At 39.4% G+C, this 15302-nt stretch carries 15 protein-coding genes; 8 read left to right on the plus strand and 7 right to left on the minus strand.

Annotation, left to right across the window (positions count from 1 at the left end):
* Positions 1 to 15: 15 nt before the first annotated feature.
* The 5 genes from dapB to AABB81_RS04205 form a co-directional block, all read right to left on the minus strand.
* Positions 16 to 714 carry a 4-hydroxy-tetrahydrodipicolinate reductase gene (gene dapB / locus AABB81_RS04185; protein ID WP_342158831.1) on the minus strand — a complete coding sequence of 233 codons (699 nt, stop codon included), beginning with the start codon at positions 712 to 714 and terminating at the stop codon, positions 16 to 18.
* Positions 715 to 734: 20 nt separating this feature from the next.
* On the minus strand, positions 735 to 1322 hold the full coding sequence (locus AABB81_RS04190) for a DUF5683 domain-containing protein (RefSeq protein ID WP_342158833.1): 588 nt from the start codon (positions 1320 to 1322) through the stop codon (positions 735 to 737).
* Complete coding sequence (locus tag AABB81_RS04195; RefSeq protein WP_342158834.1) at positions 1323 to 2219, minus strand: ParB/RepB/Spo0J family partition protein; 897 nt, start codon at positions 2217 to 2219, stop codon at positions 1323 to 1325.
* On the minus strand, positions 2203 to 2985 hold the full coding sequence (locus AABB81_RS04200; RefSeq protein ID WP_342158835.1) for a ParA family protein: 783 nt from the start codon (positions 2983 to 2985) through the stop codon (positions 2203 to 2205). The genes AABB81_RS04195 and AABB81_RS04200 overlap by 17 nt, the downstream gene beginning before the upstream one ends.
* 180 nt (positions 2986 to 3165) lie before the next feature.
* Positions 3166 to 4047 carry an SDR family oxidoreductase gene (locus AABB81_RS04205; protein ID WP_342158836.1) on the minus strand — a complete coding sequence of 294 codons (882 nt, stop codon included), beginning with the start codon at positions 4045 to 4047 and terminating at the stop codon, positions 3166 to 3168.
* A gap of 158 nt (positions 4048 to 4205) precedes the next feature.
* On the opposite strand from AABB81_RS04205, the gene rpmH reads away from it, so the two are divergent.
* Both rpmH and carB read left to right on the plus strand, forming a co-directional pair.
* Positions 4206 to 4364 (plus strand): 50S ribosomal protein L34, encoded by a 159-nt coding sequence (rpmH, locus tag AABB81_RS04210; protein WP_342158837.1) that lies wholly within the window; start codon positions 4206 to 4208, stop codon positions 4362 to 4364.
* 139 nt (positions 4365 to 4503) lie between these two features.
* Entirely contained in the window at positions 4504 to 7353 is a 2850-nt protein-coding gene (gene carB, locus AABB81_RS04215; protein WP_342158838.1) for a carbamoyl-phosphate synthase large subunit, read from the plus strand.
* A 70-nt stretch (positions 7354 to 7423) separates the two neighbouring features.
* Here carB and AABB81_RS04220 read toward each other — a convergent pair whose 3' ends face one another.
* A complete protein-coding gene (locus AABB81_RS04220) occupies positions 7424 to 8329 on the minus strand; it encodes a DMT family transporter (RefSeq protein ID WP_342158839.1) in 906 nt (301 codons plus the stop codon).
* A gap of 112 nt (positions 8330 to 8441) precedes the next feature.
* Between AABB81_RS04220 and AABB81_RS04225 the strand changes: the two genes are divergently transcribed.
* Together AABB81_RS04225 and AABB81_RS04230 are read left to right on the plus strand one after the other, a co-directional pair.
* The gene (locus AABB81_RS04225) at positions 8442 to 9614 is read left to right on the plus strand and encodes a GlmU family protein (RefSeq protein WP_342158840.1); all 1173 of its coding nucleotides are present in this window, start codon (positions 8442 to 8444) and stop codon (positions 9612 to 9614) included.
* Positions 9615 to 9617: 3 nt separating this feature from the next.
* A complete protein-coding gene (locus tag AABB81_RS04230) occupies positions 9618 to 10301 on the plus strand; it encodes an SIR2 family NAD-dependent protein deacylase (protein ID WP_342158841.1) in 684 nt (227 codons plus the stop codon).
* Here AABB81_RS04230 and AABB81_RS04235 read toward each other — a convergent pair whose 3' ends face one another.
* Positions 10302 to 10775, minus strand: a complete 474-nt coding sequence (locus tag AABB81_RS04235; RefSeq protein ID WP_342158842.1) for a DUF6495 family protein — start codon at positions 10773 to 10775, stop codon at positions 10302 to 10304. It abuts the gene before it with no gap.
* Positions 10776 to 10908: 133 nt separating this feature from the next.
* Here AABB81_RS04235 and rpsF point away from each other — a divergent pair, with 133 nt between their 5' ends.
* The 4 genes from rpsF to AABB81_RS04255 all read left to right on the plus strand — a co-directional run bounded on the left by rpsF (position 10909) and on the right by AABB81_RS04255 (position 15264).
* Positions 10909 to 11256 carry a 30S ribosomal protein S6 gene (rpsF, locus tag AABB81_RS04240; protein ID WP_342158843.1) on the plus strand — a complete coding sequence of 116 codons (348 nt, stop codon included), beginning with the start codon at positions 10909 to 10911 and terminating at the stop codon, positions 11254 to 11256.
* Positions 11256 to 11552, plus strand: coding sequence for a 30S ribosomal protein S18 (gene rpsR, locus AABB81_RS04245; protein WP_224926970.1), 297 nt, complete (start codon positions 11256 to 11258; stop codon positions 11550 to 11552). Before rpsF ends, rpsR begins: the two co-directional genes overlap by 1 nt.
* A 13-nt stretch (positions 11553 to 11565) precedes the next feature.
* On the plus strand, positions 11566 to 12018 hold the full coding sequence (gene rplI, locus AABB81_RS04250; RefSeq protein WP_342158846.1) for a 50S ribosomal protein L9: 453 nt from the start codon (positions 11566 to 11568) through the stop codon (positions 12016 to 12018).
* 105 nt (positions 12019 to 12123) lie between these two features.
* Positions 12124 to 15264, plus strand: coding sequence for a TonB-dependent receptor (locus AABB81_RS04255; RefSeq protein ID WP_342158847.1), 3141 nt, complete (start codon positions 12124 to 12126; stop codon positions 15262 to 15264).
* Positions 15265 to 15302 lie beyond the last annotated feature (38 nt).

The following is a 15302-nucleotide window of genomic DNA, read 5'->3' on the forward strand; positions in this document are numbered from 1 at the left end:
GTAATTCTTAAAATCTCATAAACCCAAAACATCTTTCATATTAAAAATGCCTTTTCTATTCTGAAGCCATTCAGCAGCAACTACGGCGCCAAGGGCAAAACCTGTCCTGTTAAAAGCTTCGTGTTTTATCTCAATGGCATCTATAGAAGAAGTATACGATACAGCATGGGTTCCCGGGACCTCTCCCTCTCTTTTTACCTTGATAAAGAGCTTGTCAGTATCATTTTCATCTAGTGTCCAGTTCGTTTTCACCGATTGCTCAAGTACATCATTCGCAAGTGAAATTGCCGTTCCACTTGGTGCATCGAGTTTGTGGATATGATGGGTTTCCTCCATGGCCACCTTATATCCCTTGATATTCTTCATTAATTTGGCCAGATGGGCATTTAAATTAAAGAATACGTTTACGCCAATGCTAAAGTTGGAGGAATATATAAACGAGCCTTTATGATCTTCACAATATCCTTTGATTTCTTCAAACCTTTCAAGCCACCCTGTAGTGCCCGAAACTACCGCTACCCCACTATCGATACATGCTTTGATATTATCAAACGCTGCGGTAGGATGGCTGAAGTCTATCGCGGTATCAGCGATGCCCAGATCAACCTCAAGTGGCTCAAGATCTTTTCTGATGACGATTTCATGACCCCTTTCAAGGGCGACCTTTTCAATGGCCTTTCCCATCCTCCCATAACCTAATAATGCAATCTTCATTTTTTCCAGGTAATATCTTGTTAAAAGTCGAATTTTAGATTCAATCCCGCTATCGGTTCATTATTGACCGGATTCACATATAGTGATGGTCTCCATGATAAATTTCTATTAAAAGCCCTATCATCCAAATGCGCATCAACATTAGCTTCAATAATGTTTAAGGCGTAAAGGCCCAATGTGATAAAAACCGCCAGATCCTTGTTCTTTTTTAAAATATCCTGCGCACGGATAAGGCCATCCTCACTAATATTCGGTTGTCCTCCGGTACCATCAAATTCATCAGGCCTCCCGGATATCCTTAATTTATAGGCTGTTCGGTACCTTTCATATTCCTGCTGGTTATCTACTATAAAATATACTCCTGTGCCCAGGGCTGCATAAACGATCGGGATTTTCCAATACTTTTTATTATAAGCCTGGCCCAGCCCGGGCAATACAGCTGAGTAAAAAGCTGCTCTTGCAGGTGAAAGCGGGTCGATCATTTGCGACTCAAGAGTTGGTACCCCTTCTTCAATTTTTTCTTCCTTCTGCTTATTTTTCTTCTGAGCATAAAAAGGATTCCAACAAAAAATGCAAATAATTAAACTGTAAATAATTTTTTGCAGCATTTACTCAAGTAATTTTTTGATGCGTACGAAATCTTCCTCTGAATGGAATGGAATGATAATTTTTCCTTTTTCCTTACCTGAAACTTTTATATCTACTTTATGACCAAGATAGGCGCTGATTTGCTTGATTCCCTCAATCAGGTACTCTGGGATTTCTTTTTTTTCTGCAGGAGGAGCCTCAACGGCTTTACCTTCCTTTACATTTTTGACAAGTTGTTCCGTTTGTCGCACAGAAAGCTTATCCTTAATGATCTTTTGATATATTTCAAGCTGTATTTCGGGTTCATGGATATTGATCAGTGCCCGTCCATGTCCCATGCTTAAGAAACCATCGCGAATTCCTGTCTGAATAATCGGATCAAGTTTTAGCAATCTTAAAAAATTGGTCACGGTTGACCTGTTCTTGCCCACCCTGATACTCAATTGTTCCTGAGTTAGTTTAACCTCCTCGATCAATTGCCTGTAAGAAAGGGCAACCTCGATCGGATCAAGGTCTTTCCTTTGTATATTTTCAACCAGGGCCATCTCGAGCATTTCCTGATCGTTTGCAATGCGAACATAAGCAGGAATCGATGTGGACCCAATCATTTTAGATGCCCTGTAGCGTCTTTCACCAGAAACAAGCTGGAATTTATTTCCTTCAAGTTTTCTGACCGTAATGGGTTGTATGACACCTAATTCCCGAATAGAACCTGCCAGTTCTTTCAAAGATTCTTCATTAAAATTTGTTCTTGGCTGAAACGGGTTTACATCAATGGCTTCGAGCTCTATCTCCAGGATATTCCCAACAAGTTTTTCAGCATTTTTGTCCTGAATCGAAGTGATATCTTCTTTTGTATCACTCAATAAAGCTGATAATCCTCTTCCTAATGCCTGTTTCTTAGTTGCTTTCGCCATTATTACTGTTGTTTTTTATAATTTCATGAGCCAAATTAATATAATTTACGGCTCCCCTGCTTGTGGCATCATAAGAAATAATGCTTTCTCCATAACTTGGAGCTTCTCCAAGCCTGATATTCCGCTGAATGATGGTCTTAAATACCATATTGTGAAAATGCTTCTTCACTTCTGCCACCACCTGGTTCGATAGCCTTAAACGCGAATCGTACATGGTCAACAGCAAACCTTCAATTTCCAAATCAGGATTATGGATTTTTTGTATGCTTTTGATCGTATTCAATAGTTTGCCCAAACCTTCCAATGCGTAATACTCGCATTGTATCGGGATAATCACAGAATCGGATGCCGTTAATGCATTAAGTGTAATAAGGCCCAAAGACGGCGCACAGTCAATAATGATATAATCATAATCTTCTTTGATCTCATAAAGAGCCGCTTTAAGCATAGACTCCCTTTTTTCTTTGTCGACCAGTTCTATCTCAATAGCGACAAGGTCAATATGAGCGGGAATAATATCCACATTTGGTGAATTGGTCTTAATTATAGCCTCTCTTGCACTTATGGTGTGTTCAAGAACCTGATAGGTTCCATTTTCGACACCTTCAACTTCAATTCCCAATCCGGAGGTGGCGTTTGCCTGAGGATCAGCATCCACGAGCAATACCTTTTGCTCCAATACCCCGAGTGCTGCTGCCAGGTTAACCGTTGTAGTGGTCTTGCCAACTCCCCCTTTTTGATTAGCAATTGCTATAATTTTTCCCATTCAATAATTGAATTTAAATCGCTGTAAAAATACAATTATTTACGAGCTTATGAAACGAAGTTTTTAACATAAAACCCCTGCTTATTCACAAGTTGGGATTGCCTCAAAAATACATGGTGCATCAAGGGGTTGAAACGTTAAGAATTAACTGAAGTCCGTCCAGAATAAAAGTGAAGGTATTTATTTATTTTTTTTGCTTCGGATCATCATTTCAAGCATATCCCACATTTCTTCAGGAATTTTTTCAAGCATATTAAATTCTCCTGCTCCCTTTAACCATTCACCACCATCGATTGTAATCACTTCACCATTAACAAATGCAGAGAAATCAGATAAAAGGTAAGCGGCCAAATTAGCGAGTTCCTGATGTTCGCCCAACCTTCCCAAAGGAATTTTCTTTTTCATATCAAATTCATCCTTTAGCTCACCCGGCAATAACCTGTCCCAGGCACCTTTGGTCGGAAAAGGACCCGGTGCAATGGCATTGGTTCTTATACCGTATTTGGCCCATTCAACAGCCAAAGACCTGGTCATGGCCAAAACACCAGCTTTCGCAGTGGCGGAAGGAACAACATAGGCAGAGCCTGTCCAGGCATAGGTAGTGACAATATTGAGGACCATGGATCTTTTTTGTTTGATATCAATCCAGTGTTTGCCCAATGCCAGCGTACAGTTTTTGGAGCCTTTTAAAACGATATCTATTATGGTGTCAAAAGCATTCGCTGATAAACGCTCAGTGGGGCTGATAAAATTACCTGCTGCATTATTGACCAGGGCGTCAACCTTGCCAAATTTTTCAAGGGCAGCAGCCAGCATAGCTTCCACCTCATCATAATGCCTCACATCGCAGGATACCGGAAGAACTGTCCCACCTGTTTTTTCTTCAAGTTCCTTGGCAGTTGTTAACAACTTATCCATATTGCGCGAACTGATCACTACATGGGCTCCAAGTTGAAGGAAATAGGTTGTCATGGCTTTTCCCAATCCACTGCCACCACCAGTTACAATAATTACTTCACCTTTTAGGGCATTGTCCCTCAACATTGGTTTACTATAATCCATAGTCTTAATTTTTAAGTAAAAATACACTTTTAAATTGTTAAAAAGTCTTGGGTTTTTTTGTTTTTTTTATTTCTCGCTTGTCAGAACTAAAAACCTTTGTATATTTGCCGGACTTTTAGAGAAAAAAGGACTGTACCCAATTATTAAGATATTTAGAAATGAAAAGAACGTTCCAGCCATCGAATAGAAAGAAAAAAAACAAACACGGGTTTCGTGAAAGAATGTCCAGTGTGAATGGAAGAAAAATCCTGGCGAGAAGAAGAGCAAAAGGAAGAGCTAAACTTTCAGTCTCATCAGAGTTTGATCATAAAAAATAATATGTTGAAACAGATATATACCAAAGGTGTTACTTTAATTAGTAACACCTTTTTTTATACCTAAGTTTTTACAAATCAAAATTTACCCGATAATTAATTATATTTCAATATTTTAGCTGACTCAAAAAAATAAAAAAAAATGCCAAAAAACAATTCCATAAAATCGATTTTAATTATAGGTTCAGGTCCAATTATCATAGGCCAGGCATGTGAATTTGATTACTCAGGCACACAGGCAATCAGATCAATACGCGAAGAAGGCATCGAAGTTGTGTTGATCAATTCCAATCCTGCCACCATCATGACTGATCCTCAAATGGCAGATCATATTTACCTCAAGCCCTTAACCACAAAATCAATTATTGAGATTCTTAAAAAACACGATATCGATGCCGTATTACCCACGATGGGTGGTCAAACTGCATTGAACTTGTGTATTGAGGCAGATGAAAAAGGAATTTGGGAAGATTTTGGGGTCGAACTTATCGGGGTTGACATCAATGCCATTAACATTACAGAAGATCGCGAACAATTTCGCGAGCTCATGCTGAAAATAGGCATTGGCATGGCACCTCAGGCAACTGCGACTTCTTTTCTAAAAGGAAAAGAAATAGCCCAGGAATTTGGTTTCCCGCTCGTGATCAGGGCCTCATACACCTTAGGTGGCGCAGGCGCTTCTATTGTGCATAAAAAGGAAGATTTTGATGAACTTTTGAGCCGTGGCCTCGAAATTTCACCGATTCACGAAGTGATGATCGATAAAGCATTAATTGGCTGGAAAGAATATGAATTGGAATTGCTTCGCGATAAAAATGACAATGTAGTTATTATCTGTGCTATTGAAAATATGGACCCGATGGGTATCCACACCGGCGATTCCATTACCGTGGCACCGGCCATGACCTTAAGCGATACCACCTACCAGAGGATGCGTGATATGGCGATACACATGATGCGTTCCATCGGAGATTTTGCAGGAGGCTGTAATGTTCAATTCGCTGTGAGTCCCGATGAAAAAGAAGATATCATCGCCATTGAGATCAACCCCAGGGTATCGCGCTCGTCAGCTCTTGCCTCAAAAGCAACAGGGTACCCTATTGCTAAAATAGCTTCAAAACTTGCTATAGGCTACAGCCTCGATGAATTGGAGAACCAGATCACAAAAACAACTTCTGCGCTTTTTGAACCCACACTAGACTATGTAATCGTAAAAATCCCGCGATGGAACTTCGATAAATTTGAAGGTTCAGACAGAACGCTGGGCCTTCAGATGAAATCAGTCGGGGAAGTAATGGGCATAGGCAGATGCTTTCAGGAAGCACTCCACAAAGCATGCCAGTCTTTGGAGGTCAGCCGCAACGGAATAGGAGCCGATGGCAAGGGAGTAAAAGATTATGCCACCATCATTTCAAAATTGCAAAATGCAAGCTGGGACAGGGTTTTTGTGATTTATGATGCCATACAAATGGGAATTCCCCTGAAGAGAATCCACGAGATCACAAAAATTGACATGTGGTTCCTGAAACAATATGAAGGCCTGTATTTTCTTGAAAATGAAATAACCTCCTACAATTCTCTGGAAGCACTTCCAAAGGAATTACTGCTTGAAGCCAAGCAGAAAGGCTTTGCAGACAGACAGATTGCCCATATGATTGGTTGTTGGGAAAGCGAGGTGCATAAAAAACGCAGGGAACTGAATATCAACAGGGTTTATAAATTGGTTGATACCTGTGCCGCTGAATTTAAAGCCGAAACACCTTACTACTACTCTACTTTTGAAAGCAATATGATCGTTGACGGAAAAGCGTATTCCGAAAACGAAAGCGTCGTGAGTGATAAAAAAAAGGTTGTTGTTTTAGGGTCCGGACCCAACAGGATTGGTCAGGGTATTGAGTTTGATTATTGCTGTGTGCACGGGGTTTTGGCTGCAAAAGAATGTGGCTATGAAACGATCATGATCAACTGCAACCCCGAGACTGTTTCTACCGACTTCGATATTGCGGACAAACTGTATTTTGAACCTGTATTCTGGGAGCATATATGGGATATCATTCAACTGGAAAAACCTGAGGGCGTCATCGTTCAGCTCGGAGGGCAAACTGCCCTTAAATTGGCTGAAAAGCTAAGTAAATATGGGGTTAAAATCATCGGGACCAGTTTTGAGGCACTCGATCTCGCCGAAGACAGAGGGCATTTCTCAGAACTATTGACCAAATTAGAAATACCTTTTCCAAGGTTTGGAACCGCAACCTCCGCTGATGAAGCTGCTGCAATTGCAGATGAACTTGACTTTCCTATACTGGTAAGACCAAGTTATGTTTTAGGAGGACAGGGCATGAAGATCGTTATCAACAAGGATGATCTTGAAAATCACGTGATTGACATCCTGAGAAAGATCCCGAACAATGTGCTGTTGCTCGATCATTATCTTGACGGGGCGATTGAAGCCGAAGCGGATGCCATTTGTGACGGAGAAAACGTTTATATCATTGGTATTATGGAGCATATTGAACCTTGCGGGGTGCACTCAGGGGATTCAAATGCGACTTTGCCTCCTTTTAATCTGGGAGAATTTGTGATGCAGCAGATTAAGGACCACACTAAAAAGATCGCCTTGGCGCTTGAAACCAAAGGGCTGATCAATATTCAGTTTGCCATAAAAGACGATATCGTCTATATCATTGAAGCAAATCCAAGAGCATCGAGAACGGTACCATTTATTTCAAAGGCCTATAACGAACCTTATGTCAACTTTGCCACAAAGGTTATGCTGGGAGAAAACAAGGTAACGGATTTTGATTTTAATCCTCAGTTGGAAGGTTTCGCCATCAAACAACCCGTGTTTTCATTCAATAAATTCCCTAACGTAAACAAAAACCTGGGCCCTGAAATGAAATCTACCGGCGAAAGCATTCTTTTTATCGAAAGTCTAAAAGACGATGAGTTCTATGAATTGTACTCAAGAAGAAAGATGTATTTAAGCAAGTAAACCGAAGCATATTTCAAATAGTAAATGCCCCTCATATTCTGAGGGGCATTTTTTATGCTGTTTCTATCCCTTAGCCCGCAGCCTTTCTGTTGGCAATAAATATCCCTGATAAAATCAACAAGCCACTGATCAAATGAACGGGCATTATTTTTTCGTTCAAGAAAATATAAGCAAGAATACCGCTGAATATCGGAATGGTATAATATATCATACTCGCTTTTGAGGGCCCTAAAAGATCTACGGATCGGTTCCATAAAAAATAGGCCACTACAGATGCAAAAATCCCTATGTACAGAATTGAATATATCGTAACCTGATCATATAAACCCGAATCTGATCCATTTAAGCTAAACAAATAGAAAGGAGAGAGAAAGATCAATCCGATGAGAAAAGTGCTTCCCAAAAAACTTTGCGGCCTTATTTCCAGGGGCCTTGATTTGACCAAAAGGCTGTAAATGGCAAATATGAGGGAGGCAAGCAGCATCCAAACATCACCGATGGCGAATGACATGCTAAACAATGAATTTAGATTTCCTTTAGAAACCAGCAGGATCACGCCAAAAATGATCACCATAACACCTCCTGTTTTTGATACGGTAATTGGCTCCTTTAAAAATATCCTGGCCAGTATTATGGTGAAAACAGGAAATGTTATGGAAATTAACGAGAGGTTTAAAGCAGAAGTTGTCTGACCCGCTATATAAATCAGCGTATTAAAGACCGAAACCCCTAAAATTGAAGTGACCACTAAATATCCCGCATGCTGCCTGAGCAACTTTCTTTGAGTATACACAGATTTGATAATTATCGGAAAAACAACTATGGTCGCTACCGTCCATCTCCAAAAAGCCAGGCTCACCGGGGGTATTTTATCATTGAGTCCGCGGGCGATCAAAAAATTTCCTGACCAGATGATTGTTGCTAATGCAGCATATACAAATCCAATCCATTGTCCTTGCTTTAAATTGATGTTCACTTATTTTTTTATTTCATCCAAAATAAGCATAATATTTTCAACGTTATTGTTGTGACTTTATAAACAAGAGGCATAAAGTGAAAAAACTTATATTTGCTCAAAAAATTGACTGATGAATTATATTTTATTTGATGGTGCATACAGGGATAATTTGCTTCCCCTCACCTATACAAAACCTGTAGCTGATCTGAGAATAGGTATACTGACCATCAGGGAAAAATGGGAAAAATATCTAGGCTCTACAACTACCACTGTAACCGAAGATTATCTGGCTAACAAATTCCCTATGGTTGAAATGGAGGAAAATGTCATGATCAACGGATCGGTTTTGCCAAATAAAGAACTCGTTGAGCTGATCAAAGAAATCAAACCAAATGAGGCGGTATTTAAAGAAGGTGAATTGATTGCTTTTTATGCCAGAGAACAGCAAGAAGTAGACTTTGATAGTTATAAACTCCTTGAATTTGACCAGCCTTTAATCCAGATCAAACATAATTGGGACCTTTTTACGAATAACGGAGTGGCCCTGGAAGAAGATTTCGATTTAATAACCAAAGACAGGGTCTCTGCCCCTATACCAGATACCGTTCACTGTATCAACAAGGATCGTATATTTTTAGAAGAAGATGTCGATATAGAAATTGGGGTTTTAAACGCAAAAAACGGAGCTATCTATATCGGTAAACATGCAGAAGTTCAGGAAGGTGCCATGATCAGGGGGCCCTTTGCAATGGGGGAACATTCAGTCGTTAAAATGGGTACTAAAGTTTACGGCCCAACAACATTGGGCCCGAAAAGCAAAATTGGAGGTGAGGTGAACAATGCGATTCTTTCGGGATATTGCAGCAAAGGTCATGATGGGTATCTGGGAAATGCAGTAATTGGTGAGTGGTGTAATATTGGAGCTGACACCAATAATTCAAACCTTAAGAACAACTATGCCAATGTAAAAATCTGGGAGTATTCATCAGAAAAATTTGTGGATTCCGGTCTGCAATTTTGCGGATTGATTATGGGTGACCATTCTAAATGTGGGATCAACACGATGTTCAACACGGGCACCGTGATAGGTGTAAGTGCAAATATTTACGGAAGTAATTTCCCTCGAAATTTCATTCCTTCATTCTCCTGGGGCGGTGCAGCGGGTTTCATAACCTATAGTTTAAAGAAGGCATACGAAACAACTGAATTAGTGATGGACAGGAAGCATGAAGATTTTACTGAAGAAGATAAAAACATCATGAATCATATATTTGAGATCAGTGCCAAATACAGGGCCAAATAAGCGATGAAAAAAATTGTTGTACTTACCGGGGCAGGCATGAGTGCCGAAAGCGGCATCAAAACTTTCAGGGATGCCGGCGGCCTTTGGGAAGGGCATGATGTCATGTCGGTTGCATCACCGGAGGGATGGCATAAAAACAAGGAACTGGTACTTGATTTTTACAATCAAAGACGCAGGCAATTATCCCAGGTAAAACCCAACAAAGCCCATGAATTAATTGCAGAACTCGAAAAGTCATATGAAGTCAGTATTGTGACCCAAAACATAGATGATCTTCACGAAAGAGCCGGAAGTACTCACGTGCTTCATTTACATGGTGAGCTGCTTAAGGTAAGGAGTACACAAAATGAGCAGCTGGTATATCAATGGGAAAAAGACTTGTTGCATGGAGATCTTTGCGAATCAGGAAGTCAATTGAGGCCTCATATTGTTTGGTTTGGGGAAGCCGTCCCGATGTTAGACAAGGCCATCGAGATTACCGCGTCAGCCGACCTGCTGCTGATCATTGGAACCTCCATGCAGGTATACCCGGCAGCCAGCCTGATCCATTATATTACTGATACGACTCCTGTCTTTTTTATTGACCCCAAACCCGCGATTCATGCATCTGCTCTTGAAAACCTAACCATAATCGAAGAAAAAGCAGTAAGCGGGATGGAAAAATTTATAGAATTATTACCCTTCTGATCAGGCGACCAGCATTTTAAAAATGGCCTCAAACAATTTGCCGTCAGAAACCACACTCCCTTTTTGAATCAGGTCAAAGATTTCTGTATTGCGCTCCTGGCTATACTTTTTTTCGCCTTTGAGGTATTCAATCCGAGGATCCTTTGAATTGTCAATCAACCATTCAAAATCCTTTGATTCCAAAAGATTGATCCCTTCTTTCTTTACCTTCACAACGATACGCTGTATATTTTCTTTGCCACATTTAAAAAGGTTTAATGCGTCTTTAGAAAAATGCTCAAGATAATTCGCTTTATCGATTACTTTTTCCCAGACAAAATCACTAAAAACTTCCATTTCCTTGTCTGCCAGTTCAGGTTTTTCTTTTTTGATCCTGGTCCATTCTTTCACGTCAATACTTTGAGCAGCGAGAAAAACAGCAAATTCTTCATTGAGTTCCTCAAACTGTTCTTTGGTAAGTTTCGTATATTTCATCTTATCTGTCAACTATAAATCAACCCTCTGTTCCTGAGAATGGATTAATTATTTTAAAGATGCAAAAGTAATCAAAAACAAAAATAATATTGTATATTTGCACGCTTAAAAATTAACAATTAATAGTATAAATATGAATCATTACGAAACTGTTTTCATTTTGAATCCCGTTTTATCTGATACTCAGGTAAAGGAAACAGTAAAGAAGTTTGAAGACTACTTGGTTTCTAAAGGTGCCGAAATGATTTGGAAAGAAGATTGGGGCTTGAAAAAACTTGCCTATCCAATCCAAAAGAAAAAAACCGGATTTTATCATTTATTCGAATTCAAATGTCCCGGAGAAGAAATCTCTGCGTACGAACTTGAATTTAGAAGAGATGACAGCATCATGAGGTATCTTACTGTAAAGTTAGATAAGCACGCGGCTGCCTGGGCGGAGAAAAGAAAAGAAAGAGTTAAACCAAGTAAGGCTAAAAAATAATGGCAACATTAGAACAACAAGCGAAAGGCGGAAGTAAAGGAGAGATAAGATATCTTACTCCTTTAGAGATAGATACTAAGGTAAAAGTTAAGTACTGTCGTTTTAAGAAGAACGGTATCAAATATATTGATTATAAAGATGCTGACTTTTTGATGTACTTAGTGAACGAACAAGGTAAAATTTTACCTCGTAGGTTAACCGGGACTTCGTTGAAATACCAACGTAAAGTTTCTCAGGCAATTAAAAGAGCGCGTCATTTGGCTTTAATGCCATATGTAGGTGATATGTTAAAATAATAAACCGGATAGTATGGAATTGATATTAAAACAAGACGTAGCTAATTTAGGATTTAAAGATGATGTTGTAACTGTGAAGAATGGTTATGGACGTAACTTCCTGATCCCACAAGGACAAGCTGTATTGGCTACTGCTTCGGCTAAGAAGGTTTTAGCTGAAACATTAAAGCAAAGAGCTTATAAAGAGCAGAACGTAGTTAAAGAAGCGAATAAAACTGCTGAGGCTTTAAAAGCCATGGAATTGAAACTTACTGCCAAAACTGGTGAAGGTGATAAATTATTCGGATCGATCAGCAATGCAAATATAGCTGAGGCACTTGCCGCTGAAGGTCAGGAAATTGAGAAGAAATTCATTACTGTTGCTGGAGGTTTGGTAAAGAGATTAGGAAAATACAATGCCTCTGTTAGATTGCACAGAGACGTGATTGTTGAACTTCCTTTTGAAGTGGTTTCAGAAAAGAATTAACGAAGTTTTTATTAACAATTGGTTGGTAAATATTATGAGCCTGTTCTTTATGGAACAGGCTTTTTTTATATACATTCGTGGTGTAAAACTTATTAAATTAGAATCATGAAAAAAAATTCCTATTTTACTCTTTTATTGATCTTTATGCTGACCCTGGCAGGACATGCACAGATAACAACATCTTCTATATCGGGTGTTGTTTATGACGACACAAATGCAGCACTTCCGGCTGCCACGGTAGTCGCCATTCATACGCCAACCGGGACCAAATACGGGAGCACAACGAATTTTGACGGGAACGTCGACATTCGAAATATGCGCGTAGGAGGACCTTACACGATTACCATAAGCTATGTGGGTTATAAAACGGAAGAATTAACTGGGGTCTTCTTAACTTTAGGGGCATCATATGATTTTGTAAGCACCTTGCAACAAGATACTCAGGAGCTGCAGGAAGTAATAATAACTACCTCTTCTGACAATACATTCAGTAAAGGAAGAACAGGTGCAGAAACAAGTGTTGGCAGGAAAGAACTAACCACCCTTCCTACTATTTCAAGAAGTACGAAAGATTTTACTCGTTTAGAGCCCTCGGCAAGCGGAGATTCATTTGGTGGCCGAAACGACCAGTTCAATAACTTTTCACTGGATGGCTCAATTTTTAATAACCCCTTTGGTTTGGATGCTGCAACGCCTGGAGGTCAAACAGATGCAACTCCGATTTCTTTGGATGCCATCGATCAGATTTCAGTTTCAATTGCGCCTTATAACGTTACTTTATCCGGATTTACCGGAGCATCTGTAAATGCCGTTACCAAAAGTGGAACGAATGAATTTCACGGAACTGCATATGGTTTCTACCGTAACGAAAACATGACAGGTAGCAGGGTAAAAGGCGACAAAATCGCTACACCTAAACTGGAGCAAAAACAATACGGTTTCAGCATCGGCGGCCCACTTGTAAAAAACAAATTATTTTTCTTTGCCAATTTTGAAAAAGATGAAAGAACAGACCTGGGACAAAATTGGTTGCCCTTCAGGGGTACGGGTGCCGTAAATGAATCAAGAGTCATTGAACAGGACCTGATTGATGTCCAAAATAGTTTATCAGGTATTGGTTACGATACAGGGTCATATGAAGGCTTCATACACAATTCAGGATCAACAAAGGGAATTGTCAAATTCGATTGGAACATCAATGACAACCACAGGCTTGCTTTTATTTACAACTTTTTAAACGCCTCAAAAGATAAACCGGCTCACCCAACTGCGATCAACAGAAGAGGACCGGACTTCAATACCATGCAGTTTGAAAATTCGGGATACACCATTAATAACAATATCCAATCATTTTTAGTTGAACTGAATTCAAATTTTACCGACAACATCTCCAATAAGTTCCAAATGGGGTATACTTATTTTGATGACTATCGTGATCCTTTTTCTTCACCTGCTCCGGTAATCAACATAACAAAAGATGGATCACCTTATATCATTGCCGGTCATGAGCCTTTTTCAATCAACAACCGTTTGGATCAAAGGGTTTTTCAATTGACTGATAACCTGACATACGTAAAAAACAACCACGTTTTCACGGTAGGAATAACTTTTGAAAAATTTATGTTTAAAAATTCCTTTAACTTAAAAGGATATGGATTTGATGTGTTTGGAAGCGTTGACATTAATGACTTTGATGCCAATAATTATCAAGAAGCGTTGAACAATGCCGTAGCTACATATGATGCAAAAGGAAGTTTGGAAGACGGAGTAGACGGGGGATGGAATTTAGCCGAAATGAACTTCGGTCAGTTTGCCTTTTACGGTCAGGATGAATGGAGTGTAAACGACGACTTTACTCTAACACTTGGAATACGATTCGACAAACCACTTTATTTTAATACGTCAGAACTGACTCAAAAATTCATCGACACTGAAAATTCAGAATTTTACAACCCAAGTATCGAATATTTTGACCCTGTGACGGGAGAAAAAACGCTTTTTGATTCTACAAAAATGCCTAGCGATAAAATTCTGTTCTCACCCAGAGTTGGTTTCAACTGGGATGTTAATGGGGACAATACCTTTAAATTGCGAGGTGGTACAGGGATATTTACAGGAAGGCTTCCATTTGTTTGGTTAGGAAATCAGGTAAGTGGGATAGATCAATTCTTTTACCAGGTTGTTGATACTGACTTTGAATGGCCACAAGTTTGGAGAAGCAGTCTGGGTATGGATTATATGTTTGAAAACGGGCTGACCCTTGTGGCCGACCTGTCTTATACCAAAGATTTGAATGCCATTCACGTTCAAAACTGGGGACTCAACAAACCTACTGCTACTTTGTCCGGGGTTGACAACAGACCGGTGTACGGAGATGGAGATGTTTCAACCTGGGTAGCTCCATGGGGTAGCACAGAACGCGGGAATGCCTATGTGCTGACCAATTCAGATAAAGGAAGGGTTATCAATGCCTCATTGAAATTACAAAAGCAGTTCAAAAATAACTTTTTCTTAAGTGGTGCTTATAACTATTTGGATTCCAAAGATGTCAACTCCATAGAAGCTGAAATTACAGGGGATGCGTTTAATTTTAACCCTGCCATCAATAATGTCAACAATGATAACCTGGCTTATTCTAAATATGGTAGCAGGCACAGATTCATTGGTGTGATCAGCAAAAAATGGAATTATGGAAATGACAAATGGGCAACCACCATTTCTTCTTTCCTTGAATATAAAGAAGGCGGAAGGTTTTCTTACACATACGGAGGAGACATCAACAATGATTTTTCATCTGTCAACGATTTGATCTATGTGCCTACCTCGTCTGAGGTTTCAAATATGAATTTCATACAAGCTGATATGGGAGCAAAATATGACGCCTTTATTTCACAAGATGATTACTTAAAGAACCGAAGAGGTCAATATGCTGAAAGATATGGAGCATTTTCGCCCTGGGTTAGTAGAATAGATTTAAAAATATTACAGGATTATAACTTTTTTATCAGTGATAAAAAACAAACCATTCAATTCAGTATTGATATTTTAAATTTTGGTAATATGCTAAATTCTGATTGGGGTGTTATTCAACAACCAAATTCAGTGCAGCCACTTGGTGTTTCAGTAGATCCTGTGACCAAGGTGCCAACTTATTCTTATGATGGCAATCTTACCAAGACTTTTGGATATGACTCCAGCATAGATTCCAGATGGCAAATGCAACTTGGTTTGAGATATATCTTCTAATCTCTTTAAACGATAAAAAAAAGACCGGATTGACATGT

The sequence above is a fragment of the Lutimonas vermicola genome (genome assembly GCF_038433205.1).
Taxonomy (GTDB): Bacteria; Bacteroidota; Bacteroidia; order Flavobacteriales; family Flavobacteriaceae; genus Lutimonas; species Lutimonas vermicola.

Excerpts from the sequence above, each read along its gene's own strand:
- dapB (WP_342158831.1), bottom strand. The coding sequence starts at position 714 with ATGAAGATTGCATTATTAGGTTATGGGAGGATGGGAAAGGCCATTGAA.
- AABB81_RS04190 (WP_342158833.1), bottom strand. The coding sequence starts at position 1,322 with ATGCTGCAAAAAATTATTTACAGTTTAATTATTTGCATTTTTTGTTGG.
- AABB81_RS04195 (WP_342158834.1), bottom strand. The coding sequence starts at position 2,219 with ATGGCGAAAGCAACTAAGAAACAGGCATTAGGAAGAGGATTATCAGCT.
- AABB81_RS04200 (WP_342158835.1), bottom strand. The coding sequence starts at position 2,985 with ATGGGAAAAATTATAGCAATTGCTAATCAAAAAGGGGGAGTTGGCAAG.
- AABB81_RS04205 (WP_342158836.1), bottom strand. The coding sequence starts at position 4,047 with ATGGATTATAGTAAACCAATGTTGAGGGACAATGCCCTAAAAGGTGAA.
- rpmH (WP_342158837.1), top strand. The coding sequence starts at position 4,206 with ATGAAAAGAACGTTCCAGCCATCGAATAGAAAGAAAAAAAACAAACAC.
- carB (WP_342158838.1), top strand. The coding sequence starts at position 4,504 with ATGCCAAAAAACAATTCCATAAAATCGATTTTAATTATAGGTTCAGGT.
- AABB81_RS04225 (WP_342158840.1), top strand. The coding sequence starts at position 8,442 with ATGAATTATATTTTATTTGATGGTGCATACAGGGATAATTTGCTTCCC.
- AABB81_RS04230 (WP_342158841.1), top strand. The coding sequence starts at position 9,618 with ATGAAAAAAATTGTTGTACTTACCGGGGCAGGCATGAGTGCCGAAAGC.
- AABB81_RS04235 (WP_342158842.1), bottom strand. The coding sequence starts at position 10,775 with ATGAAATATACGAAACTTACCAAAGAACAGTTTGAGGAACTCAATGAA.
- rpsF (WP_342158843.1), top strand. The coding sequence starts at position 10,909 with ATGAATCATTACGAAACTGTTTTCATTTTGAATCCCGTTTTATCTGAT.
- rpsR (WP_224926970.1), top strand. The coding sequence starts at position 11,256 with ATGGCAACATTAGAACAACAAGCGAAAGGCGGAAGTAAAGGAGAGATA.
- rplI (WP_342158846.1), top strand. The coding sequence starts at position 11,566 with ATGGAATTGATATTAAAACAAGACGTAGCTAATTTAGGATTTAAAGAT.
- AABB81_RS04255 (WP_342158847.1), top strand. The coding sequence starts at position 12,124 with ATGAAAAAAAATTCCTATTTTACTCTTTTATTGATCTTTATGCTGACC.